Annotated in this window: 27 protein-coding genes, 1 tRNA gene and 1 other RNA gene; 16 read left to right on the top strand and 13 right to left on the bottom strand. The window is 72.5% G+C overall.

What is annotated here, in order from left to right:
- Positions 1–12: 12 nt before the first annotated feature.
- The 3 genes from IEV65_RS13215 to IEV65_RS13205 all read right to left on the bottom strand — a co-directional run bounded on the left by IEV65_RS13215 (position 13) and on the right by IEV65_RS13205 (position 2,292).
- Positions 13–1,416 carry an MFS transporter gene (locus tag IEV65_RS13215; RefSeq protein WP_229735266.1) on the bottom strand — a complete coding sequence of 468 codons (1,404 nt, stop codon included), beginning with the start codon at positions 1,414–1,416 and terminating at the stop codon, positions 13–15.
- A 66-nt stretch (positions 1,417–1,482) separates the two neighbouring features.
- Entirely contained in the window at positions 1,483–1,803 is a 321-nt protein-coding gene (locus IEV65_RS13210) for a hypothetical protein (RefSeq protein WP_188431514.1), read from the bottom strand.
- A 21-nt stretch (positions 1,804–1,824) separates the two neighbouring features.
- On the bottom strand, positions 1,825–2,292 hold the full coding sequence (locus IEV65_RS13205) for an Hsp20/alpha crystallin family protein (protein ID WP_188431621.1): 468 nt from the start codon (positions 2,290–2,292) through the stop codon (positions 1,825–1,827).
- Positions 2,293–2,444: 152 nt separating this feature from the next.
- Here IEV65_RS13205 and IEV65_RS13200 point away from each other — a divergent pair, with 152 nt between their 5' ends.
- Entirely contained in the window at positions 2,445–2,765 is a 321-nt protein-coding gene (locus IEV65_RS13200) for a MerR family transcriptional regulator (RefSeq protein ID WP_229735264.1), read from the top strand.
- A gap of 13 nt (positions 2,766–2,778) precedes the next feature.
- Here the strand turns inward: IEV65_RS13200 and IEV65_RS13195 are convergent, their stop codons facing one another.
- The 3 genes from IEV65_RS13195 to IEV65_RS13185 are packed head-to-tail and all read right to left on the bottom strand — an operon-like array spanning position 2,779 to position 4,112.
- Positions 2,779–3,261: an SRPBCC family protein gene (locus tag IEV65_RS13195; protein ID WP_188431512.1), complete on the bottom strand. Its 483-nt coding sequence runs from the start codon at positions 3,259–3,261 to the stop codon at positions 2,779–2,781.
- 2 nt (positions 3,262–3,263) lie between these two features.
- The gene (locus IEV65_RS13190; protein WP_188431510.1) at positions 3,264–3,755 is read right to left on the bottom strand and encodes a LytR C-terminal domain-containing protein; all 492 of its coding nucleotides are present in this window, start codon (positions 3,753–3,755) and stop codon (positions 3,264–3,266) included.
- Between the two features lie 54 nt (positions 3,756–3,809).
- Positions 3,810–4,112: a type II toxin-antitoxin system VapB family antitoxin gene (locus IEV65_RS13185; RefSeq protein ID WP_188431508.1), complete on the bottom strand. Its 303-nt coding sequence runs from the start codon at positions 4,110–4,112 to the stop codon at positions 3,810–3,812.
- A 24-nt stretch (positions 4,113–4,136) separates the two neighbouring features.
- Between IEV65_RS13185 and IEV65_RS13180 the strand changes: the two genes are divergently transcribed.
- Entirely contained in the window at positions 4,137–5,729 is a 1,593-nt protein-coding gene (locus IEV65_RS13180; RefSeq protein WP_188431506.1) for a helicase HerA-like domain-containing protein, read from the top strand.
- Between the two features lie 56 nt (positions 5,730–5,785).
- On the opposite strand, the gene IEV65_RS13175 is transcribed toward IEV65_RS13180, so the two are convergent.
- Positions 5,786–5,873 (bottom strand) — tRNA-Ser (locus IEV65_RS13175).
- Between the two features lie 126 nt (positions 5,874–5,999).
- Between IEV65_RS13175 and ffs the strand changes: the two genes are divergently transcribed.
- From ffs to IEV65_RS13150, 5 genes are all read left to right on the top strand, one after another.
- An RNA gene (gene ffs / locus IEV65_RS13170) (signal recognition particle sRNA small type) lies at positions 6,000–6,098 on the top strand.
- A gap of 91 nt (positions 6,099–6,189) precedes the next feature.
- Positions 6,190–7,425, top strand: a complete 1,236-nt coding sequence (locus IEV65_RS13165) for an arginine deiminase (RefSeq protein WP_188431504.1) — start codon at positions 6,190–6,192, stop codon at positions 7,423–7,425.
- Positions 7,426–7,441: 16 nt separating this feature from the next.
- Entirely contained in the window at positions 7,442–7,831 is a 390-nt protein-coding gene (locus tag IEV65_RS13160) for a sterol carrier family protein (RefSeq protein ID WP_188431503.1), read from the top strand.
- A gap of 232 nt (positions 7,832–8,063) precedes the next feature.
- Positions 8,064–9,065, top strand: coding sequence for a hypothetical protein (locus IEV65_RS13155; protein WP_229735262.1), 1,002 nt, complete (start codon positions 8,064–8,066; stop codon positions 9,063–9,065).
- A 233-nt stretch (positions 9,066–9,298) separates the two neighbouring features.
- Positions 9,299–9,562 (top strand): hypothetical protein, encoded by a 264-nt coding sequence (locus tag IEV65_RS13150; protein WP_188431501.1) that lies wholly within the window; start codon positions 9,299–9,301, stop codon positions 9,560–9,562.
- Between the two features lie 25 nt (positions 9,563–9,587).
- Here IEV65_RS13150 and IEV65_RS13145 read toward each other — a convergent pair whose 3' ends face one another.
- Positions 9,588–10,316 (bottom strand): DsbA family oxidoreductase, encoded by a 729-nt coding sequence (locus tag IEV65_RS13145; protein ID WP_188431499.1) that lies wholly within the window; start codon positions 10,314–10,316, stop codon positions 9,588–9,590.
- Positions 10,317–10,398: 82 nt separating this feature from the next.
- On the opposite strand from IEV65_RS13145, the gene purF reads away from it, so the two are divergent.
- Both purF and purM read left to right on the top strand, forming a co-directional pair.
- Positions 10,399–11,979: an amidophosphoribosyltransferase gene (purF, locus tag IEV65_RS13140; protein ID WP_188431497.1), complete on the top strand. Its 1,581-nt coding sequence runs from the start codon at positions 10,399–10,401 to the stop codon at positions 11,977–11,979.
- Positions 11,980–12,062: 83 nt separating this feature from the next.
- Entirely contained in the window at positions 12,063–13,169 is a 1,107-nt protein-coding gene (purM, locus tag IEV65_RS13135; RefSeq protein WP_188431495.1) for a phosphoribosylformylglycinamidine cyclo-ligase, read from the top strand.
- A 22-nt stretch (positions 13,170–13,191) separates the two neighbouring features.
- Here the strand turns inward: purM and IEV65_RS13130 are convergent, their stop codons facing one another.
- Together IEV65_RS13130 and IEV65_RS13125 are read right to left on the bottom strand one after the other, a co-directional pair.
- The gene (locus tag IEV65_RS13130) at positions 13,192–13,722 is read right to left on the bottom strand and encodes a hypothetical protein (RefSeq protein ID WP_188431493.1); all 531 of its coding nucleotides are present in this window, start codon (positions 13,720–13,722) and stop codon (positions 13,192–13,194) included.
- Positions 13,723–13,734: 12 nt separating this feature from the next.
- Positions 13,735–13,980, bottom strand: a complete 246-nt coding sequence (locus IEV65_RS13125; protein ID WP_188431491.1) for a DUF3073 domain-containing protein — start codon at positions 13,978–13,980, stop codon at positions 13,735–13,737.
- 269 nt (positions 13,981–14,249) lie between these two features.
- Here IEV65_RS13125 and IEV65_RS13120 point away from each other — a divergent pair, with 269 nt between their 5' ends.
- Positions 14,250–15,902 (top strand): HNH endonuclease signature motif containing protein, encoded by a 1,653-nt coding sequence (locus IEV65_RS13120; protein ID WP_188431489.1) that lies wholly within the window; start codon positions 14,250–14,252, stop codon positions 15,900–15,902.
- Positions 15,903–16,024: 122 nt separating this feature from the next.
- Here the strand turns inward: IEV65_RS13120 and IEV65_RS13115 are convergent, their stop codons facing one another.
- Complete coding sequence (locus tag IEV65_RS13115; RefSeq protein ID WP_188431487.1) at positions 16,025–16,627, bottom strand: copper resistance CopC family protein; 603 nt, start codon at positions 16,625–16,627, stop codon at positions 16,025–16,027.
- A 67-nt stretch (positions 16,628–16,694) separates the two neighbouring features.
- Between IEV65_RS13115 and IEV65_RS13110 the strand changes: the two genes are divergently transcribed.
- The 6 genes from IEV65_RS13110 to IEV65_RS13085 all read left to right on the top strand — a co-directional run bounded on the left by IEV65_RS13110 (position 16,695) and on the right by IEV65_RS13085 (position 22,976).
- A complete protein-coding gene (locus IEV65_RS13110; protein ID WP_188431485.1) occupies positions 16,695–17,363 on the top strand; it encodes an IMPACT family protein in 669 nt (222 codons plus the stop codon).
- 13 nt (positions 17,364–17,376) lie between these two features.
- The gene (locus tag IEV65_RS13105; RefSeq protein WP_188431483.1) at positions 17,377–18,645 is read left to right on the top strand and encodes a carboxylate--amine ligase; all 1,269 of its coding nucleotides are present in this window, start codon (positions 17,377–17,379) and stop codon (positions 18,643–18,645) included.
- Entirely contained in the window at positions 18,642–19,415 is a 774-nt protein-coding gene (locus IEV65_RS13100) for an aspartate/glutamate racemase family protein (RefSeq protein WP_188431481.1), read from the top strand. The genes IEV65_RS13105 and IEV65_RS13100 overlap by 4 nt, the downstream gene beginning before the upstream one ends.
- 119 nt (positions 19,416–19,534) lie before the next feature.
- Entirely contained in the window at positions 19,535–20,977 is a 1,443-nt protein-coding gene (locus IEV65_RS13095) for a GntP family permease (protein ID WP_188431479.1), read from the top strand.
- The gene (locus IEV65_RS13090) at positions 20,974–21,513 is read left to right on the top strand and encodes a gluconokinase (RefSeq protein WP_229735260.1); all 540 of its coding nucleotides are present in this window, start codon (positions 20,974–20,976) and stop codon (positions 21,511–21,513) included. Before IEV65_RS13095 ends, IEV65_RS13090 begins: the two co-directional genes overlap by 4 nt.
- A gap of 35 nt (positions 21,514–21,548) precedes the next feature.
- On the top strand, positions 21,549–22,976 hold the full coding sequence (locus tag IEV65_RS13085) for a hypothetical protein (RefSeq protein WP_188431477.1): 1,428 nt from the start codon (positions 21,549–21,551) through the stop codon (positions 22,974–22,976).
- On the opposite strand, the gene IEV65_RS13080 is transcribed toward IEV65_RS13085, so the two are convergent.
- Positions 22,967–23,926 (bottom strand): TIGR03885 family FMN-dependent LLM class oxidoreductase, encoded by a 960-nt coding sequence (locus IEV65_RS13080; RefSeq protein ID WP_188431475.1) that lies wholly within the window; start codon positions 23,924–23,926, stop codon positions 22,967–22,969. The genes IEV65_RS13085 and IEV65_RS13080 overlap by 10 nt on opposite strands.
- Positions 23,923–25,605 carry an alpha-amylase family protein gene (locus IEV65_RS13075; protein ID WP_188431473.1) on the bottom strand — a complete coding sequence of 561 codons (1,683 nt, stop codon included), beginning with the start codon at positions 25,603–25,605 and terminating at the stop codon, positions 23,923–23,925. The genes IEV65_RS13080 and IEV65_RS13075 overlap by 4 nt, the downstream gene beginning before the upstream one ends.
- Positions 25,606–25,658: the final 53 nt, after the last annotated feature.

Here is a 25,658-nt window from a genome sequence, read left to right as displayed (position 1 = left end):
GCCGGGCCGTCGTCAGCGGCGGCGGCCCAGCCCGAGCCAGCTGGTGATGCCGCCGGCCGCCATCAGCACCGCGCACGCCAGGATCGAGACGCGGTAGCCCTGCGTCATCGCCTCAGGGTCCAGGTACGCGTCGCCGGAGAGGCCGGCCACCGCAGGCAGCGCGGCCACCGCCAGCAGCGACCCCGCCCGGGCCACGGCGTTGTTGACCCCGCTGGCGACGCCGGCGCTCTCGTCGGGCGCCGCGGCCAGGACCGCGGTGGTCAAGGGAGACACGAGCAGGGCCATGCCGAGCGCGAAGACCACCAGGCCGGGGAGCACGGCATACCAGCGCGTGCCCGCGCCCACGCCGAGCAGCAGGAGCAGCCCGGCCGCGCACACGAGGGGACCGACGGTCATCGGCAGGCGCGGGCCCGTGCGTGTGGCGAGGTCCCCCGCCCACGGGGAGAGGACCATCAGCGCGACAGTGAGGGGCAGCGAGGTGAGCCCGGCCGCGAGCGCGGACCAGCCGGCGGAGACCTGCAGCTGCAGCACGAGGACGAGGAAGACCACGCCGAGCGCGCCGTAGACGAGGAGCGTCATGGCGTTGGCGGCGGAGAACACGCGGGAGCGGAAGAGCCCCAGCGGCAGGAGGGGATCCCTGCGGCGGTGCTCCACCAGCACGAACGCGACGAGCGCCGCCAGCCCTCCTGCGCCGCCGGCGACGACCACGGGTCCCCCGGTCGTCGCGTCGGTGAGGGCCCAGGTGAGCGCCCCGAGCCCGGTGACCGCGAGCACCGCGCCGGCCAGGTCGAAGCGCCCCGCGCGGGGCGAGCGCGACTCCGGCACGGCCCCGACGGCCAGGCCCAGGACGAGCAGGCACAGCGGGACGTTGATCGCGAAGAGCCAGCGCCAGGTGGTGTGGTCGAGGATCCATCCGCCCACGAACGGCCCGGCGGCGGCGGCGATCCCCGAGAGGCCGGCCCAGGTGCCGATCGCCCGGCCGCGGTCCTCGGGCCGGAAGGAGGACTGGATGATCGCCATCGCCCCCGGCGTCAGCAGCGCTGCCCCGACGCCCTGCACGAAGCGCATCGCGACCAGCTGGCCGGCGGTCTGCGCGAGCGCGCACGCCAGGGACCCGAGCAGGAACCAGGCGACGCCGACGAGGTAGACGCGCTTGCGGCCCCACCGGTCGCCCAGCGCGCCCCCGACGAGCACGAGCGAGGCCAGGGCGAGCAGGTAGCCGTTGACCACCCACTGCAGCTGCGCCATCGAGGCGCCGAGGTCGGAGCCGATCACCTTGAGCGCGACGTTGACGATCGAGCCGTCCAGGATGGCGATCCCCGAGCCCAGCGTCACCGCGGCAAGCGTGACGCGGCCGCGGGTGCTGGTCAGCGTCAGGCTCCCCGGTATGCCGTCCGCCGGTTCTCCCGTCTCCACCGGGTCATTCTCGCGCGGGGCAGGCATGGTGGCCCCTGGGCACCTCTGCGCGCCCAGGGGCCACGTCTACCGGCGGAGCTGCGACGATGTGCTCCCGGCTGGCGGGGGAGACCGCTGCCGGGCGCGCGCCCGGACGACCGGGGCGGTCGCGGGGGGCCGCCTCGGCGGGCCTGCCGGGGCGAGGATTCCCGGAGGGGGAGCCGCGGGCCGCGGCACCGACCGGCGTGGTGCCGCTCCCTGGTCGGAGAACCCGGCGGTCACGATCTCGTCAAACTCCGCGCGCAGCCAGCCGTCGTCGGCGCAGACGATCTCCCAGAACTGCTCGGTGAGCGTCTCGTCCGCCGGGACCGTGACCTGGTCGGAGGTTGCTGCCTGGAGGTGCGACATCGTGACCACCGCGTCTCCGGGTCAGGCGTTGATGGCCTGCCGCTCGCGGGACCCGCCGGAGATCTGCTGCCGCGTCTCCTCACCGGCTGAGGAGATGCTGATCCGGCGGGGCTTGGCCTGCTCGGCGACCGGGATGCGCAGGGTGAGCACGCCCGCGTCGTAGCTGGCCTCGATCTTGCCCATGTCCAGGTTGTCGCCCAGGACCAGCTGCCGGCTGAACACACCACGGGTGCGCTCGGAGGCCAGCATCTCCCGGTCCTGGTCGCCCACCGGCCGCTCGGCACGGACCGTGACGACGTTGCGCTCCACGTCCAGGTCGATCGCGTCCGCCCGCACCCCGGGCAGGTCGAACTCGATGAGGAACGTGTCGCCCTCCCGCCAGGCGTCCATCGGCATCGCCGAGGGCCTGGCCAGGGTGCCGTTCACGCCGTTGAGCATCTGCTGGGACAGCCGGTCGAGCTCCCGGAACGGGTCGCTCCGCATGAGCATCGGGACCATGGTTGGACTCCTCTCGTCGAATCGTCGGACTGTTGTCATGGACCCTGAAATCTCAGGCGTCCGATACAGATTTCATAGCACCGAATGACGTAGAATGCAAGCCCTGAACGCAAAGATCTGCTACGACCTGGAGAGGGGCGAGCGTGACCGACGAACGGGAGGTGCACGACGACGCGCGAGGTGTCTACGGCATCTCCGTGGCGGCCGAGCTGGTCGGCATGGCCGTGCCGTCCCTGCGGCTCTACGAGTCCTACGGTCTGCTCGAGCCCGACCGCACCCCGGGCGGCACGCGCCGCTACAGCGTCAACGACCTGGAACGCCTGCGTGAGATCGCCGAGCTCCTCGAGGGTGGCGTCAACCTCACCGGGATCTCGATGATCCTGGAGCTGCGCGAGGAGAACGCGCGGCTCGACCGGGAGAACCGCAGGCTGTCGACGCCCGGTCCGGGGGGCGACGGCGCCTGACCCCGATGGTCGCTCAGCCGGCCTGGAGGGCCTCGGCCGCGGCGGCGATGTCGTCCAGCTCGGTACGCAGCGATTTCTCGGTGAGCTTGAGGCCGAGCGGGCCGACGACCTTGAGCGCGAGGCGCTGGAGCCGGCCCGGGTCCGCGATGTCGGCCGAGAAGCGGAGCGTCACGAGCGTCGCGGCGGACTCGTCGAGCGACTCCAGCCGGACCGTCGTGGTGTAGCGCGTGCCGCCTTCGACGGCCTCGAGGGTGGTGCTGCGGAGCGGGTCGTTGGCGACGACCACGAGCTCCTGCGTGTCGGAGGCGCCCATCATGCGCCGGGTCTCGCGCCACCTCGTCCCGAGGGCGTAGGGGCCGGCCGTGATCACGTGCAGCGCGGTGACCTGGGAGAGGCGTTCCTGCGCGTGGTCGAGGTCGGTGATGACCTCCCACACCGCCGCGGGGGGAGCGGCGACGCGTCGGCTCAGCTCCACCACGTGCTGCGGGGCGTCCATGCTCAGCCCTCACCGTCCTCGGCGGCCGGCAGGTCCTGCCACTGGTCGCCGAGCACCAGGTCGACGGTCTCCGAGTCGCTGGTCACCTCGGCCAGCTCGACGCCCTCCGGCAGGGCGGCCTGCAGCACCTTGGCCGCCTCGGCGCCGGGCGGGCCGTAGCGGATGACCGCCACGCCCGGGATGTCGGCCCCGTCGGGGTCGTTGCCCACCCCCTCGACCATGAAGCCCCGCGCCTCGAGAGCCTCGCCCGCACGGCTGGCCATGCCGGCGGTGTCGGTGGCGTTGAAGACGTTGACGAGGACGTCGCCGGCCTCGAGCGTCGGCGGGTCGACGGTCACGCTCGCCGTCTCCGTGTCCGCGGTCTCGGACCCGGGCAGGCTGATCCACCCCTGGACCGAGGCGAGCGCCAGGACGAAGACCGCCAGCAGGCCGACGAGCAGGCCAGCGATGACGAGGGCGGCCCGTCGACGAGCCCGACGGGCAGCGGTCGACATGCCCGCAGTACGCACATATCCCACGAGGGTGTCTCTCCTTCCGGCCCCGACAGGCTAACGACCCGCGGGGGAGTCGAGGTCGAGGACACGCCCGTGGACGACAGGACGACCCTGCAGCGCGGCCCGGAGGGCCCGGTGCAGGCCGTCCTCGAGGTAGAGGCTGCCCTGCCAGCGCACGACGTGGCAGAAGATGTCGCCGTAGAAGGTGGAGTCGGGGGAGAGCAGGACGTGCAGGTCCAGCTCGGCCCGGGTGGTCACCAGCTCGTCGAGGCGGATCATCCGGGGCGGCAGGTGCGACCAGTCCTCGAGACCGTGCTCCGGGTAGGGCTTGGCATCTCCCACGCCCTTGAAGATCATGCGCCGCAGTCTATTGTCATCTGCGTGAGCGAGCAGACCGGAACCTCCCAGATCGACCTCGTCCGCGAGGGCTACGCCTTCACCGAGCCCAGCATCGTGCTGGGCGCGGCCCGCACCGACGACGGTGCCGAGGTCGTCCCGGAGGCGGTCGTCCGACTGCCGCTGGCGTCGATGAACCGGCACGGCCTGGTCGCCGGCGCGACCGGCACCGGCAAGACAGTGACCCTGCAGGTGCTCGCCGAGCAGCTCTCCGACGCCGGGGTCCCGGTCTTCCTCGCCGACATCAAGGGCGACCTCACCGGCCTGGCCACCGCCAGCGCCGGCGGCGACAAGATCGACACCCGGATGAGCACGCTCGGGCAGGAGTGGACGGGCACGGCATACCCGGTCGAGCTGCTGAGCCTCGGGGGACAGGGCACCGGCACCGCAGTGCGGGCCACGGTCACCTCCTTCGGTCCCACGCTGCTGTCGAAGGTGCTGCGGCTCAACAAGACCCAGGAGTCCAGCCTCGGCCTGGTCTTCCACTGGGCCGACCAGCAGGGCCTCGCGCTGCTGGACCTCAAGGACCTCCAGGCGGTGATCCAGCACCTCATCTCCGACGAGGGCAAGGACGACCTGAAGAACATCGGTGGCCTCGCCTCCTCGACCGCGGGCGTCATCCTGCGCGAGATCGTCGCGCTCTCGGCCGCCGGCGGCGACGTGTTCTTCGGCGAGCCCGAGTTCGACACCAACGACCTCATGCGGACCATCGCCGACGGCAAGGGGATCATCAGCTGCCTCGAGCTGCCGGGCGTGCAGGACAAGCCCGTGGTCTTCTCCACCTTCCTGATGTGGCTGCTCGCCGACCTCTTCCAGGACCTGCCGGAGGTCGGCAACCCCGACAAGCCCACGCTCGTCTTCTTCTTCGACGAGGCCCACCTGCTCTTCGAGGACGCGTCGGACGCCTTCCTCGACGCCGTCGAGCAGGCCGTGCGGCTCATCCGCTCCAAGGGGGTCGGCGTGTTCTTCGTGACCCAGACACCCACCGACGTCCCGGACTCCGTCCTGGCTCAGCTGGGCAACCGGGTCCAGCACGCGCTGCGGGCGCACACGCCCAACGACGCCAAGGCGCTCAAGGCGACGGTCTCGACCTACCCCACCAGCGCCTACGACCTCGGGGAGGTGCTGACCTCGCTCGGCACCGGTGAGGCCATCGTCACCGTGCTCTCGGAGAAGGGCGCTCCCACGCCGGTCGCGTGGACGATGCTGCGGGCCCCGCAGGGTCAGATCGGCCCCTCGGACCAGTCGGTCCTCGACGGGCTCGTCAGCGCCTCGCCGCTGGCCGGCAGGTACGGCGCCGCCGTCGACCGCGAGTCCGCCTACGAGATGCTCGCCGCCCGGCTCAAGGCCGCGACGGACGCCGAGGCGCTCGAGGCGGAGGAGAAGGCCAAGGTCGAGGCGGAGATGGACGAGGCGGAGAGCCGCGGACGGGGCCGCGGTCGGGCCCGCGAGGACAAGGGTGTGGTCGAGCAGGTCGTCGGCTCGAGCGCCTTCCGGTCCATGCTCCGCTCGGCGGGCACCGTCATCGGGCGCGAGATCACCCGATCGATCCTCGGCACCTCCCGCCGCCGCCGCTGAGGCCGGCACCTGCCGGAAGACGGCGGAACCCCCGACCGTGCGGTCGGGGGTCCCGGTGGCGGAGGATGGGGGATTTGAACCCCCGAGGGTTTTATCCCAACACGATTTCCAATCGTGCGCACTAGGCCACTATGCGAATCCTCCGTCGGAGAGGATAACCCAGCGGCCCGTCCGCTCCGAAATCGCCGGTAACGGGCGGGACGGGGCGTCGCGGCTCGGTGTCGGCTTGACGTCGGCTTGGTGGCGGCGCCGGGGTCGCCTAGACTGGACGCCGGACCCCTCGTGCGGTGGTACCTCGGTGAACTCCCCCAGGGCAGGAATGCAGCAAGGGCAGCCGAGCTCTTCCAGGTGCGCGAGGGGTTCTTCCGTGCCCGCACCGCACGGACCGGGACGTGGCACGATGGTCTCCGCTCCGGCGTGCTGCGCCCGGACGTGAACGTTGCTCTCGAAAGGACCAGGTATGCCGTTCCACGTCGGCTCCGAGGTGGGTCGCCTGCGTCAGGTGATCGTCCACCGGCCGGGGCTGGAGATGCACCGGCTCACCCCGGAGAACAAGGACCAGTACCTCTTCGACGAGATCCTCTGGGTCGACAAGGCGCAGCAGGAGCACGACCACTTCGTGCAGGTCATGGAGGAGCGCGGCGTCGTCGTCCATCACTTCGACCAGCTGCTCCGCGAGACCCTCGCGGTCCCGGAGGCGCGCCGCCGGGTGCTCGACAACTCCCTGGACGAGCGGCACGTCGGCCCGTTCGGCGCCGAGGAGCTGCGCTCGATGTTCGAGGGCATGAGCGACGAGGACCTCGCCCGCCACCTGATCGGCGGCATCACCAAGGCCGAGGTGCTGGACCGCATACCGCACCCGCAGTCCCTCACCATCGAGCAGCTGGACCTGCACGACGCCGTGCTCGCCCCGCTGCCCAACCACCTGTTCACCCGGGACACCTCCGCGTGGGCCTACAGCGGCGTCGCGGTCAACGCGATGCACAAGAAGGCGCGCCGCCGCGAGACCGTGCACTACGCGGCGATCTACCGCTACCACCCGATGTTCGCCGACGCCGGGATGCAGTGGTGGACCGAGGGCGTCGACGACGGCCCCGCGACGGCCGAGGGTGGCGACATCCTCGTGCTCGGCAACGGCGTCGTGCTCGTCGGGCTCTCGGAGCGGACGACGGCCATGGGTGTCGAGCGGCTGGCGCGGACGATGCTCAAGAACGAGGCCGTCAGCACGATCATCGCCCTCGACATGCCCAACGCCCGCGCGATGATGCACCTCGACACGGTCATGACCATGATCGACCCCGAGACGTTCACCCGCTACACCGGCCTGCCCGACCTCCCCTCGTGGACGCTGACGGCCGGTGACCACGTCAACGGCGAGCTCGACGTGGTCGTCGAGCGGCACGCCCCGGAGGACATGATGAAGGTCATCGGCCACGCCATGGGCGTGCCGAAGCTGCGCGTCCTCGCCGCCGACCAGGACCCCCGCGCGGCCGCGCGCGAGCAGTGGGACGACGGCTGCAACGTGCTGGCTCTCGAGCCGGGCGTGGTCGTCGGCTACGAGCGCAACACCGTCACCAACGACTACCTGCGCGCGCAGGGGGTCGAGGTGCTCGAGATCTCCGGCTCCGAGCTCGGCCGAGGCCGTGGCGGTCCGCGCTGCATGTCCTGCCCGATCGAGCGCGACGCGCTCGTCTGACCCCTTCTTCCCTGGTATGCCGCCGCGCCGCCGCGTCGACCCCGCTGCGGGGGCGGAGGCGCTGGGTGCCTGGGCCGTCGGTACGGCCGCGGGCGAGGCCGGGAGCGGGGAGGCCGCCGTGGGACGCTCCGTGGTCGCGACAGCGGTCCGCTACTCGCTCGAGGAGCTGGCGGCCCGGGCGCCCGGGCGCTCCGTCGAGGTGAGGGTGCCGCCTTACGGCGCGGTGCAGTGCATCGAGGGTCCGCGCCACACCCGCGGCACCCCGACCAACGTCGTCGAGACCGACGCCGCCACCTGGCTCGCGCTCGCGGCCGGCCGTCTCACCTGGGCGGAGGCCGAGGCCTCCGGCGCCGTGCGCAGCTCCGGCATCCGGGCCGACCTCGCGCCTTACCTGCCGCTGCAGTAGACCTGCTCGCGCGGCTGCTGGGCTGGTGGCCTGTGACCGCTGGCCTGTGACCGCTGGCCTGTGACCGCTGGATTGCGACCGCTCGAACGCTGCCCATGGCGCGAGAACCAGCGGTCGACTTCTGACGGTCAGCAGGCGTGCCTGCGCGGAGATCCGGGGGCCGGCGCCTGTCCTGTGGACAGAGCCCACTCTCGTGAGCCCGCGAGGGGCATCATCGGGGCGGGAGGGCAGCATGGGCGACAGCGGTGACGGTCAGAAGGTTGTAGAGGCTGCGTGGGGCAGCAGGGCCGAGCGGGCGGAGGCGGCACGGCTCGAACGGGCGCGGCGGCACAGGCTGGCGCAGCAGCTGGCGGAGCCGCACGACGGCGTGGTCACGCGAGCCATGCTCCTCGGGGAGGGGCTGACCCGTGGCCAGATCGACGTCGAGCTCAGGCACGGCGCGTGGATCGCGTGGGGGCGACACACGATCGGCGTCACGAGCGAGCCCGGCAGCCGGGCCCCCTGGTGGGCGGCGCTGTGGGAGTCAGGGCGGCGATCTGTCCTGGACGGCGTCACTGCACTCCAGGCCGCCGGCCTCTCCGGCTGGAACGAGCCGCTGGTGCACGTGACCGTCCCGAACGACGCCCACGTCCGTGACCGTTCGGGGGTGCGGCACCACTTCCTCCGCCAGCGTGGGGAGTGCATCGACACGGGGCTGCGCCGGACCAAGCCGCACGTCGCGGCCATCCGCGCGGCGCAGTGGGCGCGGTCGGACCGGCAGGCTGCGACCCTGCTCGCGATGACGGTGCAGCAGCGCCTCGTGTCGAAGGAGAGACTTCTCGAGCACTGGGACAGCGTCGGCTACTCCGCTCGACGCCAGGTGCTGCATGACGTGGTCCGCGACGTCTGTGCGGGTGCAGAGTCGCTCGGCGAGCTCGACTTCGCCGTGGTGTGCCGCCGCCGGTCTCTGCCCGAGCCGACGCGTCAGGCTGTCCGACTGGGGGAGCGCGGCACGGTCTATCTCGATGTCGAGTGGGAGGAGCTCGGTGTGCGCGGCGAGATCCACGGGTTCCAGCACTACTCGGGCACTGCGGTGATCGACGACGCGCTCCGGCAGAACGACGTCGGGCTGGCCCAGCCGGGGACGGTCAGCCTGCAGATCCCGGTCCTGGGGCTGCGCACCTGCCCGGACCGCTTCATGGCCCAGGTCGAGAGGGCGCTCAACGAGGCACGGGCCCGCCGCGCAGCCGGCTGATCCGGGAGCCGGCTCGTCTGGCGCAGCTGGCTGGCGGTGGACTTCGGCGCTGTTCTGGGCGCAGTTGGCTGCCGGTGGCCTGCGGCGCGTCCTGACCGACCGAATTCGACCGCCCAACTTCGACCGCCCGAACGTCTCCCATGGCGGGAGAACCAGCGGTCGAACATGAGCGGTCGGCGGGCGTGGGTCCGCCAGAGGGCGAGGGGCGCGCGAGCCTGGGCGATACTGGAAGGGTGCCTAGCGACCTCGACCCCGAGCAGAACCCCGACCTGCAGCTCCTGCCGGTGCGGCACCGGCCCGACCTCGTCCGCTTCCTCGTGAGCGGGGCGCTGCTCGGCGCGGTGCTGGGTGGCGTGATCGGCTACTTCGGCCCGGACGCGGCCAACAGCTCGCTGGTGCAGGAGGTCGTGCTCCTGGCTGCCATCGGCGCGATCTTCGTGGGACTGCTCGCCGCGGTGGTCTACCTCGTGGCGGACCGGGCGAGCCGGCGGGTCTGAGCGACCGACCGTTCCTGCGCGACCCTCAGCGGGCGGGGATCTCGCAGCCGTCCGGCCCGCACACCTCGGCGTCCGTCCCGCCGACGGCGCCCAGGGTCTGCAGGACGGGGTGGCTCTCGTCCCAGGCCTGCGCGATGGCCCCGGCGAAGACCTCCGCCGGCTGGGCCCCGGAGATGCCGTAGCGCTCGTCGATGACGAAGAACGGCACCCCGTTGGCGCCGTAGGCCCGGGCCTGGCGGACGTCCGCGGTGACGTCCTCGTCATACTCCGAGCTGCCCAGGACGCGGTCGACCGCGGCCTCCTCCAGCCCCTGCTCCACGGCGACGCGGCGCAGGACCGCGTGGTCGGTGACGTCGAGCGCCTGCACGAAGTAGGCGTCGAGGAAAGCCTCCTTGAGCTGGCCCTGCAGCTCCGGACCGCCGGTCTCCAGCGCGAGGTGGATCAGCCGGTGGCCGTCCCGGGTGTTCAGGTGCAGCGTCTCGTCGAGCCGGTAGGCCAGCCCCTCGGCCGCGGCCAGCTGGCTGACCCGGTCCTGCATGGCGGCGATCTGCTCGGGCCCGCCGCCGTACTTGCGCTCCAGCATCGCGGAGGCCTTCTCCACCGGCGGGACCGGCGCGGAGGGGTCGAGCTCGAAGCTGTGCCACACCACCTCCACGTCGTCGGAGTGCTCGAAACCCTCCAGGGCCGTCTCGAGGCGGCGCTTGCCGATGTAGCACCACGGGCAGGCGATGTCGGACCAGACGTCGATACGCATACCCAGGACAATACTTTGGTGACATGTCAATATTCCCGGCGGGACGGCATACCCTGTCCTCGCGCTGTGGGATGATCAGTCGGTGGCACGACCCGACGGACGACTCACGCACGACCTCCTGCCCGACGAGCGTCTGCCCCAGGACGCCTGCGGCGTGTTCGGGGTGTGGGCCCCCGGCGAGGAGGTCGCCAAGCTCACCTACTTCGGTCTCTACGCCCTCCAGCACCGCGGCCAGGAGGCGGCCGGCATCGCGACCAGCGACGGTCGTCGGCTGCTGGTCTACAAGGACGTCGGCCTGGTCAGCCAGGTCTTCGACGAGGCGGCGCTCGCCTCGCTCCAAGGACACCTGGCCGTCGGCCACTGCCGCTACTCCACGACCGGACGCAACTCCTGGGAGAACGCCCAGCCCACGCTCGGCGGCACCGCCGACCGCACGGTCGCGCTCACGCACAACGGCAACCTCATCAACACCGCCGAGCTGCGCGACCTGCTCGCCGAGGCGCACGGCGGCGACCTGTCCAGCTCGCGCGGCGAGGTCGCCCGCGGCAACACCACCGACACCGCGATCATCACCGGCCTGCTGACCGTCGACGACGAGGAGTCGGTCGAGGACGCGGCGATGCGCGTGCTCCCGCAGCTGCGGGGCGCCTTCAGCCTGGTCTTCTGCGACGAGTCCACCCTGTATGCCGCACGCGACCCGCAGGGGGTCCGTCCCCTGGTCCTGGGTCGCCTCGAGCGCGGCTGGGTGGTGGCCTCCGAGACCGCGGCCCTCGACATCGTCGGCGCCTCCGTGGTCCGCGAGGTCGAGCCCGGCGAGCTCATCGCCATCGACGAGAACGGCCTGCGCTCGCAGCGCTTCGCCGAGCCCGCGCCCAAGCGGTGCGTCTTCGAGTGGGTCTACCTCGCGCGCCCCGACACCACGATCGCCGGCCGCGAGGTCTACGACGCGCGGGTGGAGATGGGTCGTCGGCTGGCCGCCGAGCACCCGGTCGAGGCCGACCTGGTCATGCCGACGCCCGAGTCCGGCACGCCGGCCGCGATCGGGTATGCCGAGGCCTCCGGGATCCCGTTCGGCCACGGCCTGGTCAAGAACGCCTACGTCGGCCGCACCTTCATCGCGCCGAGCCAGACCATCCGCCAGCTCGGCATCCGGCTCAAGCTCAACCCGCTGCGCGACGTCATCCGCGGCAAGCGCCTGGTCGTCGTCGACGACTCCATCGTGCGCGGCAACACCCAGCGGGCGCTCGTGCGGATGCTGCGCGAGGCCGGCGCCTCCGAGGTGCACGTGCGGATCTCCTCCCCGCCGGTGCGCTGGCCCTGCTTCTACGGCATCGACTTCGCGACGCGCGCCGAGCTCATCGCCACCGGGCTCGACGTGGAGTCCATCGCGCACTCGATCGGGGCCGACTCGCTGGGCTACATCAGCGAGGACGGCATGATCGAGGCGACGGCCCAGCCCCGGACCGCGCTGTGCACGGCCTGCTTCAGCGGCGACTACCCGATCGAGCTGCCGAGCGCCGACAAGCTCGGCAAGGACGTGCTGGAGCTGCAGTTCCCCGTCCAGGAGGGGGCGGCCGACGTCACCTCCGTGGGGACGCTCGACGTCGAGGGCGTCGCCGTGACGGCCAGCGGCGGTGCCGAGGCGTCGGTCCTGCGACCCTGACCGCCGGCTCGCGCCCGATCAGCGGCGCGGGCACGGCATACCCTGAGAACACCTGACGACACCCTGACCGAGGGGACTCCTGCATGAGCGACCAGCCGATCACCTACGCCAGCGCCGGCGTCGACGTCCACGCGGGCGACCGTGCGGTCGAGCTGATGAAGGACTCCGTGCGGCGCGCGCAGCGTCCCGAGGTGCTCGGCGGCCTGGGCGGTTTCGCGGGGATGTTCGACGCCTCGGCGCTGCAGGGCATGCGTCGCCCGGTGCTCGCGACCTCCACGGACGGCGTCGGCACCAAGGTCGCGATCGCGCAGGCGATGGACAAGCACGACACGATCGGTCAGGACCTCGTCGGCATGGTGGTCGACGACATCGTCGTGAGCGGCGCCGAGCCGCTGTTCATGACCGACTACATCGCCTGCGGGAGGGTCGTGCCGGAGCGCATCGCCGCGATCGTCTCCGGCATCGCGCGGGGGTGCGAGCTCGCGGGCGTGGCGCTCGTGGGCGGGGAGACCGCCGAGCACCCGGGTCTGCTCGGCGAGGACGAGTATGACGTCGCCGGCGCCGCCACCGGCGTCGTCGAGCACGACCTCATCCTCGGCCCGCACCGCGTGGAGCGTGGGGACGTGGTGATGGCGCTGCCGTCGTCGGGCCTGCACTCCAACGGCTACTCCCTCGTGCGGCGGGTCATGGCGGCCGCCGGCTGGGACTGGGACCGGCACGTCGACGAGCTGGGCCGCACGCTGGGGGAGGAGTGCCTGGAGCCGACCCGGATCTACAGCCGACCGCTGCTGGAGCTGGCCCGGGCGGATGTCGGGCTGCACGCCCTCTCGCACGTCACCGGCGGCGGTCTCGCGGCCAACCTCGCGCGCGTGCTGCCCGCCGGCTCGCTGGCGACCGTGGAGCGCGTGTGGACGCCGCCGGCAATCTTCTCGCTCGTGCAGGAGCTGGGGCGCGTGCCGCGGGCCGACCTGGAGCAGACGCTCAACATGGGGGTGGGCTTCGTCGCGGTGGTGGCCCCTGACGGGGTGGCCCGCGCCCAGGAGATCCTGGCCGGTCACGGTCTGGAGGCGTGGGTGGTCGGCGCGGTCGGCGACCCGGCGACGGCCGAGCAGCACGACGAGCCGGTCGTCCAGGGTGCCAAGGGCGTCGACGGCGGTGCCGTGCAGATGCTGGGGGACTACCCCGCCTGAGCAGCCGCGGCTGGCGCCGGGCTCAGCGTGCCGGCGTGACCAGGACCCAGTAGGTCACCGGTCCGCGCGCTCCCACGTTGGCGGACCAGATCTTGCCGGCCGCGTCACCGGTGAGCGCCCGCCGGATCTGCTGGTTGGTCGGCTCGGCGAGGACCACGGAGGTCGCCGGGTCGGTGACGTCGAGCTCGACGGCCGTCGCGGACGTGTTGACCGGGACGTCCTCGAAGGTCCATGACGAGGCCGCCGTGACGTCGGGCTCCTGCTGGTCGCCCTCGGCCCACAGCGTGAGCCGGGCGTCGCCGACGGGAGCGATGTCGCACGCGGCCGCCTGCACCTGTTCCCAGGAGGACTCCTTGGTCAACGGCTCCTGGCAGATGCGGTACTCGTAGGTGACGTCGGCGATGCCCATCAACCTGGACCAGGACAGCGTGATCACCACGGCACCGAGCGCCACCAGGACGATGAGGACCCAGGCTCGGTCACGTCGGGGGTTGCCCTTGACGAGCGCGTCCTCGTGCGTCCAGGTGGCCTCGCTGCGATGCCGGGTCGCCACGGTGGTCAGTGGTCAGCGAGGGTTGCCCGAGGCCCAGGAGCCGTAGTCGTCCTCGTCGTCGTCGTCATCCGCCGCGTAGGCGGCGTAGGGGTCGTCGTCATCGTCGTCCTCCTCCTCGGCGGGGACATACTGCTCGTAGTCACCGCTGGCTCCGTGGAGCTCTCGCTCGAGTGCGGAGAGGTCCGTGCTCGGCCCGCTGTTGTACTTCAGCTTGCGAGCGACCTTGATCTGCTTTGCCTTGGCTCGGCCGCGCCCCATGGCGTCGACCCCCTTGTTTGACTCTGCCGGACGGCATCGCTGGCTGGGAGAACCAGGTCGCGGAGCCGCACCGGGGGATGTGTGCATTCGTGCCCATAAGGCTACATGAGATCGGCCTCACATCCCGCATCCGTCAGAACGGCCGGGGCCGGTGAGCGCCGGCGCCGGCATGCCCTCCTCCCGCACCTGGCCGAGTGGGCGGGGTATGTCGGTGGTGCCTGGTTGTGTGGGGTCATGGTGATGAGGGGCGAGCGAGCGAGGGTTGGCGGATGAGTGGCGGGGCGCGTGCGGTGGAGGCGTGGGAGGAGTTCGTGGGCGGGCCGGTCAGTGATGAGCAGGTCGCGTTCGCGCTGGGGGTGTTCGCCGAGCAGGAGGCGCTGTTCGGTGAGGACCCGCAGGAGGGGGACGCGGAGTACTGGCAGCTGCTGGCCGAGGCCGAGGAGACCCTGGCCCTGGAGCGGCAGGAGCGGCAGGAGCCGGCCGGGTGGGCCGGGGAGGAGCTGGACCGGGGCCTGCAGGCCGCGGTGCGCGGCCTGGACCGCGCCGCCGGCCTCGGTGGTGCCGGCCTCGGTGGTGCCGGGGCTGGGGTGGTGGACCCTGCGGGTCTGGTGCACGTCTTCGACGCCGGGGTCGTGGACGCCCTGGGGGTGGCGGGGGCGTTGCGCACGGTCCTGGACGGGTTGACCTTCGCCCTGGTCGCCGAGGCCCGCACGCGGGGGCTGCACACCGCGACCGGGACCGGGCTGGTGGACTGGGTCCGCTCCCACTGCCCGTGGCTGCCCACCGGTGAGGCCGCCGCGCTGCGCGCGGTCGCCGAGGCCGCGACCACCCACTGGGGCGCCCCGCTGGGGCAGGCCGTGCGGGCCGGACGCACCGGGATCTCCCGTGCCGCGACCGTGGCCCGGACCCTGACCCGGATCGCGCCCACCCTGGAGCCCGACCAGCAGGAGGCGTACGCCGCGATCGTGACCGACGCCGCGTGCAACCCCGCCCTCAGCGACCGCGACCTGTCCCGGGTCTGCAAGAAGCTGCTCATCGACCTCCTCGACACACCCCCCGACCCCGACCCCGACCCCCAGCCCGACCCCGAGCCGGCCGACGGCCGCGGGGACGGTGGCCGCGGGGACGGTGGCCGCGGGGACGGCGGCGGGGACGGGGACGGCGGGGATGCCGGGGCTGGCAGCGGAGGCTGCGCGGGAGCGGGAGCGGGAGCCGGTGCTGGTGGTGGTGGGGCCGGCCGGTCACGGGCGGGTCTGGAGCGGCAGCTGCGGCTGGTGACCCGGCAGGGGCTGGGCGGGGGCATGACCCGCTACACCATCGACGCCCCCGAGGACGACGCGGCCCTGCTCGACGGCATCCTGGCCGGGCCCCTGGCCCGACCGGTCCCCGGGCCCGAGGGGACCCCGGACCTGCGCTCGGCCGGGCAGCGCCGCTACGACGCGCTGCTGACCGTCCTGGGCCGCGGCCTGGGCCACCCCGGCGCCCCGCCCTCGACCGCCCGCGCCAGCGTCATCATCACCGTGCGCGCCGACCCGACCACCGGACACCCGACCGGGGCCGCGACCACCCAGACCGGGCAGGTGTTCCCCGCCCGCGCGGCCGGCCCGTCCGCCTGCACCGGCGACCTGACCCCCGTGGTCCTCGGCCCGCACGGCGAACCCCTGGCCCTGGGCTCCACCCAACGCCTGGCCACCCCCGGCCAGTACAAGGCCCTCATCGTCCGCGACGAGCACTGCGTCTTCCCCGGCTGCACCGTCCCCGGCACCTGGTGCGAGGCCCACCACGCGACCTGGTGGTCCCGCGGCGGCCCCACCGACCTCACCAACCTCGCCCTGCTCTGCACCCGCCACCACCAACAGGTCCACGACAAGGACCTCACCGTCACCGTCAACGGCGCCCACGCCACCGTCCACCTCAGATGACCCCGCCCCACCCCGGCCACACCGGCCGGGCGCACCACCACGCCCACACCCCGCAGACAGCGATCCGTGCGGGTCTGCGCTGGGCTGGTCCGGGTCTGGGCTCAGCGGGTCCGGGTGTGGGCTCAGCCGCGCCCGCGCGCGTAGGTCGTGGCCAGCGCCCCGGCCAGCGCCAGCGCTGCCACGCCGATCGCGATCCACGCCCAGGTCGGCATCCCGTCGCCGGAGCCAGAGGTCTCATCGGCCACCGGGGTGGGATCGACGGTCGGGGCGGAGCTCGTGGTCCCGGTGCCAGCGCTCTCGGTGCTCGTGGTCCCGGTGCCAGCGCTCTCGGTGCTCGCGCTCTCGGTGCTCGACGCCTCGGTCACGGTGAACCCCAGCTCCCCGGAGATCGGGTGGCCGTCCTCGCTGGTCACCCGCCAGAGCACGGTGTAGCCACCGGCCGCAAGATCGTCCGCGAGCTCCTGCTCGACGCGGTCCCCGTCGACGGCTGGTTCGCCCTCGGAGACGGGGGAGCCGTCGGGGCCGGTGACGACGACCTGCGTGCCGAGCTCCGAGACCGCCCCGCTGAAGGTGAGCACCAGCGACTCCGGGGCCTGCTCCACGGTCGCGCCGTCGGTCGGCTCCGAGCCGACGAGGTCGTCGTGCGCCGCCGCCGGTCCGACGGCCCCCGCCCCCACCAGCAGGACGGACAGCATCAGGACGATCGTGCGCAGCAGCCTGGTCACGCCGTCGAGTCTAGGTGGCAGGACATCGCGCAGGTGGGCAGTACATCGGGACAGGGATACTCGGGGGATGATCCCGGGCCCGACCAGCTGTCGCACGGTCGCCGCTCCCGTCGTCGCCTCGATCGAGGAGAAGCGGTCGGTCTTCGAGTGCTGGCTGCGTCGCGTCGAGGACGAGGCGGCCGCCCGTGCCGTGGTGGAGGAGGCCCGCGCCACCCACTGGGACGCCCGCCACCACTGCAGCGCGTTCGTCCTGGGTGCCGACGCGGCGACCGTCCGCAGTAACGACGACGGAGAGCCGGCGGGCACCGCAGGCACCCCGATGCTGGAGGTCCTCACCCACTCCGGCCTCACGGACGTCGTCGCCGTGGTCACCCGCTGGTTCGGCGGCACGCTCCTGGGCACGGGCGGGCTGGTCCGCGCCTACTCCGACGCCGTGCGCGCCGCCATCGAGGTCGCGCCCACTCTCACGCGGCTGCGCGTCCTCGAGACCGACGTCCGGGTGGACCACGCCCTCGCAGGCCGCCTCGAGCACGACCTCCGCGCGCGCGACGTGACGATCACCGACGCCCGGTATGCCGAGCACGTCACCCTCCGCGTCCAGGTGCCCGTCGCCGACGAGGTCGACCTCGACGCCCTCCTGGGCGAGCTGACCGCGGGGCGGGCGAGCGTCATACCCGGAACCGCCACGGAAGGGTGGCGCGACGGCGACACCCAGGGCCCACCCGGGACCGGCTGATATTTTGCGCCTCATGTCGATGCCGGTCGCGCCGCACTCCTCCACCACGCCCTTCGTGCCCGTGGTGCTCGGCGGCGACCTGCCGACGTACACGCTCGCGCGCGCCTTCCACGCCGAGCTGGGCGTGCGGACCACGGTGCTCTCGCGCGCCGTGCCGTCGGCGGTCCGGGGCTCGGCGATCATCGACAACGTGGTCGTGCCCGGCCTGAGCGAGCCCGACGAGGCGGTCGCCGCCGTGCACCGCGTGGCCGACGCGCACCCGGGGGCCCGGATCCTCGTGCTCGGCACGATGGACTGGTGGATCGAGCGGCTCGGCGAGATCCGCGGCGCGTTCGACGAGCGCGTCGTCGTGCCCTACCCCGAGCTGCCGCTCATCGAGCGGATGAACGACAAGGAGCAGTTCGCCCAGCTGTGCGCCGAGGTCGGCGTCGCGCACCCGCAGACGGTCGTCGTCGACCACGACGTCGCCGAGACGCAGGTGGGGGACCTGCTCGGCAGCCTGCGCTGGCCGCTGGTCGTCAAGGCCGCCGACCCGCCCGCCTTCCACCACCTCATCTACCCGGGCAAGAAGAAGGTCGGGTATGCCGCGGACGTGGCCGAGCTCCTGGACCTGCGCCGGACGATGTCGGAGGCGGGGTATGCCGGGGCGCTCGTCGTGCAGGAACGCATCCCGGGCGGGGACGAGCAGATGCGGCTGCTCACGACCTACTCCGACCGCGCCGGCAGGGTGCGCTGGGGCCGGGTCGGGCACGTCCTCCTGGAGGACCACGACCCGTCGTGGATCGGCAACCCGCTGGCCGTCATGCACGGCACCAGCGACTCCATGCTGGCCGACGCGACGAAGCTGCTCGAGGCGGTCGGCTGGACCGGCTACGCCAACTTCGACGTCAAGGTCGACCCGCGCGACGGGCGGGAGTACTTCTTCGAGCTCAACCCGCGCCTCGGTCGCTCGCACGGCTACCTCCACGCGGCCGGCCACCCGATCGTCACGCCCTACGTGCGTGAGTACGTCGAGGGCCGGGACCCCTACGAGGACGTCACGACCGGGCCGGAGACCGACGACTGGCTCTACGCGATCGCGCCGGTGCCGCTGGTGCGCCGCTATGTCACCGACCGTGCCGTCCGGCACCGACTGACGCGGGTCCGGCAGCAGGGGAGGGTCATGCGGCCGTTCGTCTACGCGCCCGACCGCAGCTCCGAGCGGCTGCTGGCGCAGGTCAAGAGCGACGTGCTCTTCGTGAAGAACTTCGCCTCCCACTACCGCCGGCCGGTGACCTCGTGACCGTCGAGCCTCCCGGCCGGGAGGTCGGCCGGCTGCTCCCCGACACCTGGCGGCGCCCCGTGCTCGGCGTGCTGGGCGGGATGGGTCCCGCGGCGTCGGTCACCTTCCTGGACGCCCTGACCCGGCGCACGCCCGCCCGCTCCGACCAGGACCACATCGACACCGTGGTCCTCAGCCACGCGACCACCCCCGACCGCACCGCCCGGCTGCACGACGCCACCCTGCCCGACCCCACGCCATACCTGATGGGGGACCTGGAGCTGCTCGGCCGCCTGGGCGCGGACCTGGCCGTCATCGTCTGCAACACCGCGCACGCCTTCCTCGCCGAGGAGCTGCCGGTGCGGCTGCTGAGTATCGTCGAGGTCGGCGCGGCGGCAGCGGTGGCGCGGGCCCGGGAGGTCAGCGGCGGCACCGAGGCCCCCGCGGTGACCCTCCTGGCGACCGACGGCACGTTGTCCAGCCGGCTCTACCAGGAAGCCCTGGAGCGGCGCGGCGCCGTGGTCCGGCTGCCTGAGCCGGAGGACCAGCGGCGGGTGATGAGCGTGATCTACGACGGGGTCAAGGCCGGCGTGCCCGTCCCGCGGGAGGAGTTCGCGGCCCTGGTCGAGGAGCTCCGCGGCGGGTCGGACGCCGTGCTGCTCGGCTGCACCGAGCTGTCCGTCCTCTTCGACGAGGCGGCGGTCCAGGGCGCACCCCTTCCGCGGTATGTCGTGGACGCGCAGGACGAGCTCGTGGACGCCGTCGTCACGGAGCTCGCGCCGGGAGCCTGACAGGTCAGGCTACCTCTCCCTCGACGACCTCTCCCTCGAGGACCTGCGCTCACGCGCGTCCCCGGCTAGGTTGTGGGTCCCGGCGCACGGTGCGGTGCGCCCCGCCACCAGGAGGACCGATGGACCCCATGGAACCGGTGCACTCTGCCGGAGTGCTGCTCACGATCGCGGCGGTGGCCGTCGCGGTGCTGCTGCTGCTCATCATCAAGCTGCGGATGCACGCGTTCGTGGCGCTCGTGCTCGTCAGCCTCCTCACCGGCGTCGCGGCCGGCATCCCGTTCGCGGACCTGGCCAAGGTCGCGACGAGCTTCTTCGGCACGACGCTGGGGTCGGTGGCCCTGCTCGTCGGCCTGGGGGCGATGGTCGGGCGCCTGCTCGAGGTGACCGGCGGGGCGCAGGTGCTGGCCGACACGCTGATCAACCGCTTCGGTGAGGCGCGGGCGGGCTTCGCGCTCGGCGTGGCGGCGCTGCTCTTCGGCCTGCCGATCTTCTTCGACGCCGGTCTGGTCGTCTTCCTGCCGATCATCTTCTCCGTGGCGCGACGCTTCGGCGGCTCGGTGCTGCTCTACGCCATCCCCGCCGCCGGTGCGTTCGCAGCGATGCACGCGATCGTGCCGCCGCACCCGGGCCCGGTCACCGCCGCCGTCGAGCTGCAGACCTCGGTCGGTCTCACGATGCTCGTGGGCATCCCGGTCGCGGTGCTGGCCTGGTACGTGGGCGTCTACCTCTACACCCAGGTCTACGCCGGCAAGGTGATGGTCCCGATCAACGACAGCATCCTGCGCGGAGGCGTGTCCGGCGAGCCGTCCGACCTCGACGACCCGGAGGACGACGCCCGGGCCGACCGGATCCGGCGCGGCGAGGAGACGGTCTCCCCGCCCTCGTTCGGTCTGGTCCTCATGGTCCTCCTGCTGCCCCTGGTGCTCATCGCGCTCAACACCACCATCGACACGATGCGCAAGGCCGGCGGGCTGCCGGAGGAGAGCCTCGCCCTGGACGCGCTCGTCTTCGTCGGACAGACGCCGGTGGCGCTGCTCATCACCCTGCTGGTCGCGACCTACACGCTCGGGATGCGCGCGGGCTCGCCCGCCACCGTGGAGACCATCCTCAACGACGCCCTCGGGCCCATCTGCGCGATCATCCTGATCACCGGCGCCGGCGGGATGTTCGGCGGCGTGCTGCGCTACTCCGGCATCGGTGCCGCCCTCTCGGACAGCCTCGCCGACCTGGGGCTGCCGCTCATCGTCTCCGCGTTCGTCATCTCCACCCTGCTGCGCGTCGCCCAGGGCTCGGCCACCGTCGCGCTGACCACGACCGCCGGGCTGCTGTCGTCCGCCGTCGTGGCGGCCGACCTGTCCGACCTCAAGGTGGTCTGCCTGGTGCTGGCCATCGCCGCGGGCGCCACGGTGCTCTCGCACGTCAACGACTCCGGCTTCTGGCTGGTGAGCCGCTTCTTCGGCATGGACGTCAAGACCACCCTGCGCACCTGGACGGTCATGGAGACCACGCTCGGCCTGACGATCTTCCTCATCGCCGGCCTGCTGTGGCTGGTCGTCCCGTGACCGCGGAGGCGTATGACGACCCCGTGCACCTCGTCGTCATGGGCGTCTCCGGGACGGGCAAGAGCACCGTCGCGGAGCTGCTCGTCGAGCAGTTGGGCTGGGACTTCTGCGAGGGCGACGACCTGCACCCCCGGTCCAACATCGACAAGATGTCGTCGGGCCAGCCGCTGACCGACGAGGACAGGTGGCCCTGGCTCGAGGCGCTGGTCGCGTGGACCGCGGAACGGGACCGTGAGGGTGTGAGCACCATCCTCACCTGCTCCGCCCTGCGTCGGTCCTACCGCGACGTGCTGCGCAAGGGTGGACCGGGGACCCGCTTCATCCACCTCACCGGCGATCCGGACCTGCTGGCCGAGCGGATGGAACACCGCACCCGGCACTTCATGCCGGCCTCCATGCTCGAGTCCCAGCTGGCGACCCTCGAGCCGCTGGAGGACGACGAGCCGGGAGTGGTGGTCGACGTGGCGGCGACGCCCGAGCAGATCGTCCGGCAGGTCCGGCAGCAGCTCGGTCTCGAGCGACCGGGGCGAGGTTAGGCTTCCGTCCAGTGAGCAGGAGGGAGCCAGGTCACGTGCGAGCACGCGCGATCTCACGCGGGACGGTCGGGGCAGCCTGCCTGACCGTCCTCGTGCTGACGGGCTGCGGCGGTGGCGACGTCACGGGGCGGGAGCCGGCCAGGACGGACAGCGTGGTCGTCACCACCGCCAGCACACCTGTGGCGGCCTCCGGACCCGAGGGGCCGGCCGCCACGACCGCCTCCCCGAGCGACGCACCGACCGACCCGCCCCCGCGCGAGGTCTCGGAGCGCAGCGGCCTCTACCCGCTCACCGACGCCGACCTCGTGGCGCTGACCAGCCGCATGAGCACCGTGCTCGAGGACGGCACCGAGGACGAGTGGGCCGCGCTCTTCGAGCTTCCCGAGGGCGAGCTGGAGCAGTGGCGGCTCTGGTTCCGCAGCGTCCGGGAGGTGCCGATGTCGGTCCGGCTCTTCCTGCCCGACGTCGTCGCCGTGGCGGACAGCCCGGAGGGCGGCCGCGGTGACGTGATCTTCGCCCACCAGGTCGAGGGCGCCGACCCGGTCCCGGCCGTGCAGGGCTACCGGCTCACCGTCGAGCAGCGCCCTGGGGAGGACCCCGTCATCACCGGAACGTCCGAGACCGGCGGCAACGACGGCCACCCGCAGCTCTGGGACCTCGCGGCCGTGGACGTCACCGAGACGCAGCGGCTGCTCGTGCTGGCGCCGAAGGGGCGCGGGGCCGACGTGGCGGCGGTGCTGCCGGGACTGGAGACCGCTGCGGCCAACGCCTTCGGCGACTTCGCCGCGGACGACCGGGAGCGGCTGGTGGTCCAGCTGGCGACGTCGGAGCAGATCGAGGCGATCATGGACGACAAGCGCACGGGCACGACGCTGGGCCTGGCCACCTACCTCTCGGGCGTCGACCCGGACCAGATCGAACCCGAGCAGGTCAACGTCACCCTCGCCGCCGACCACCTCGACCGGATCGTCATCGACCTCGACGTGCTCGTGGACGACCTGGCGCAGCACGGTTTCATCCCGCCCGGCGGCTGGTCGGTCATGCGTCACGAGGGCGTGCACGCCCTGCTCGACGGCGACCCGACCGTCTCGCCGCCCGTCTGGCTGTGGGAGGGGCTGGCCCAGTGGTACGGCGACCGCCGCGACTACGAGGTCGACTCCTGGTACGCCGAGGTGGTGGCCCGGACCGGCGTGCCCGAGGAGCTGCCGTCGACCTGGGACGAGTACTACTACGAGGGCGACGAGACCGGAGAGGTCGCGTATGCCGTCTCGGCGATGGTCTTCACCTACCTCGACCGCGGCTGGGGCTTCGAGACCGCGCGGGACGTCGGCGTCGGGCTCTCCTCGGCCGACAGCTGGTACGACCACGACGACCTCGACGCCGTGTTCGAGGAGGAGACCGGGATGACCTACGCGGAGTTCGAGGACAGCTGGCGGGAGTGGGTCGCCGCCAACTACGGCTGAAAATCAGGGAGGACGTGCTCGCCGAAGGTGTCGAGGAAGCGCTCCTGCTCCTGCCCCACGAAGTGCAGGTAGACGTCGTCGAAGCCGAGCTCGGCATACTCCTGCAGCCACGCGCGGTGCTGGCCGAGGTCGGCGGAGACCCGCACCGACCGGGCCACCGCCTCCGGCCCGACCTGCTCGCCCATGACGTCGAACGCGTCGACCGTGGCGGTGTCCCAGTTGACCGGCTCGCCGAAGACGTTGGTCCGCCACTGCTCGTGCGCGACCCGCTGCGCCTCCTCCTGCGTGGGCGCCCAGGACAGGTGCACCTGGAGCGCGGCGGTGCCGGCTCCGCCGGCGTCCCGGTATGCCGTGAGCACGCGCCTGAGCGTGTCGACCGGCTGGCTGACGGTGACCAGCCCGTCGGCCCACCGGGCGACCCGCGCGGCGGAGGCGACGGAGACCGCCGGACCGACGAGCAGCGGCGCGGGGTCGGCACGCTCCCACACCCTGGCCCGGTCGACGGTGACCAGCCCGTCGTGGGTGACCTCCTCGCCGGCGAGCAGCCGGCGGATCACGTCGACGGACTCCTCCAGCCGTCGGGTGCGGACCTCCTTGGCCGGCCAGGGCTGGCCGGTGACGTGCTCGTTGGCGTTCTCGCCGCTGCCGAGCGCCACCCAGAAGCGGCCGGGGAACATCTGCCCGAGCGTCGCGATCCGCTGCGCGTGCACCGCCGGGTGGTAGCGCTGGCCGGGCGCCGAGACGGTCCCGAAGCTCAGGCCCGTCGTCGCGAGGGCGGCGCCGAGCCACGCCCAGGCGTAGCCGGAGTGCCCCTGACGCGTCGACCACGGCGCCAGGTGGTCCGAGCACATCGCCATGGCGAAGCCCGCCCGCTCGGCGTGCTGCACGTCCGCCAGCAGCTGCCGTGGCGAGATCTGCTCGTGGGAGGCGTGGAAGCCGATGCGCATCACGGCACCGCCAGGTCGCCGGTGGGGCGCACGCGCAGCCAGCGCACGCCATACCCCTCGAGCGCGCAGGGGACCTCGGTGCCCGGAGCGGCGAGGACGTCGTGCGTGACCAGGTCGACGACGCGCGGATCGCCCCCGAAGCCGTGGGTCGGCACCGTGACGGTGACCGGGTCGGCGCCGAGGTTGTGCACGGCGACGACCGCGGTGCTCTCCAGCGACAGCCGGTGCGCCAGCACCGCGGGGCCGGCGTCGTGCTCGAGGATCTCCAGCTCGCCCCAGCCGAGCTCCGGGCAGGCGTGCCTGATCCGGATGAGGGTGCGGATCCAGGAGAGCAGCGAGTCGGGGTCGTGCAACTGGTCCATGACGTTGACGTGCTCGGGACCGTAGCCGTCGCCGACGACCGGCTGCACCAGCCTCGAGGGCCGGGCCGAGGAGAAGCCGCCGTTCTTCGTGGCGCTCCACTGCATCGGGGTGCGCACCGCCATCCGGCCCTCGGCGGCCAGGTCCTCGCCCATCCCGATCTCCTCGCCGTAGTAGAGCGTCGGGGTGCCGGGCAGGGAGAACAACAGCGAGTAGGCCATCCGGAGGCGTCGCGGCTCACCCCCCATCATCGTGGGCAGGCGACGCTTGAGGCCGCGGCCGTAGACCTGCATCCGCTCCTCCGGCCCGAAGGCGTCGAAGACCTCCTGGCGCTCGGCGTCCGAGAGCTTGTCGAGGGTGAGCTCGTCGTGGTTGCGCAGGAAGGTCGCCCACTGGTTGGTGCGGTGCAGCTCCGGCCGCTCCTGCAGGGCCGTGGCCAGGGGCCGGGCGTCCTGCCGCGCCATCGACAGGTAGGTCGCCTGCATGCCGATGAAGTCGAACTGCATGTGGAACTCGTCGGCAGCGTCGCCGCCGAAGAAGGCCAGCTGGTCCTCGTGGGCCAGGTTGACCTCCCCGAGCGTCACCGCGTCGCCGCGGCGCAGCTGGACGAAGTCGCGCAGCTGCTTCATGAAGGCGTGCGGGTCGACCAGGTCGTCCCCGCCCTCCTTGCCCGGTCCCTGGGCGAAGAACGGCACACCGTCGACCCGGAAGCCGTCGAAGCCGAGCTCGAGCCAGAACCCGACGGCGCGGAGCAGCTCGGCGACCACCTCGGGGTGGTCGAGGTTGAGGTCGGGCTGGTGGCGGTAGAAGTGGTGCAGGTACCACTCGCCGGTCTTGTCGTCCTTGGTCCAGATCGAGTCCTCCTGGTCCGGGAAGACGACCTGGGCGGAGGTGTCGCCGGGCTCGTCGGCGCGCCATACGTAGTAGTCGCGGTAGGGGTTCTTCGCCGGGTCCTTCTCGGCCCGCGACCTCCTGAACCACGGGTGCTGGTCGCTGGTGTGGTTGACGACGAGGTCGGCGATGACCCGCAGGCCGCGGTCGTGCGCGAGGCGCAGGATCTCCACCATCCGCCCGAGGTCGCCGAGGCGTTCGTCGACGGAGAGGTAGTCCTTGATGTCGTAGCCGTCGTCCCGGTCGGGGCTGGGGTAGAAGGGCATGAGCCACAGGCAGGTGATGCCGAGGTCGGCCAGGTAGTCGATCCGCTGGGCCAGGCCCTCGAGGTCGCCGATGCCGTCGCCGTCGGCGTCGAGGAAGGTCTCGACGTCCAGGCAGTAGATGACCGCGCTCTTCCACCACAGGTCGCTCGTGTCGGTGATGCGCATGTCCCCCACTATGCCGAGGGCCGTCACCGCGTGCGCGGTGACGGCCCTCGTGG

This window comes from Ornithinimicrobium tianjinense, from assembly GCF_014636495.1.
In the GTDB taxonomy this organism is placed as follows: domain Bacteria; phylum Actinomycetota; class Actinomycetes; order Actinomycetales; family Dermatophilaceae; genus Ornithinicoccus; species Ornithinicoccus tianjinensis.
The sequence above is the reverse complement of the archived record's forward strand: the minus strand, read 5'-3'. Positions and strand labels throughout refer to the sequence as shown.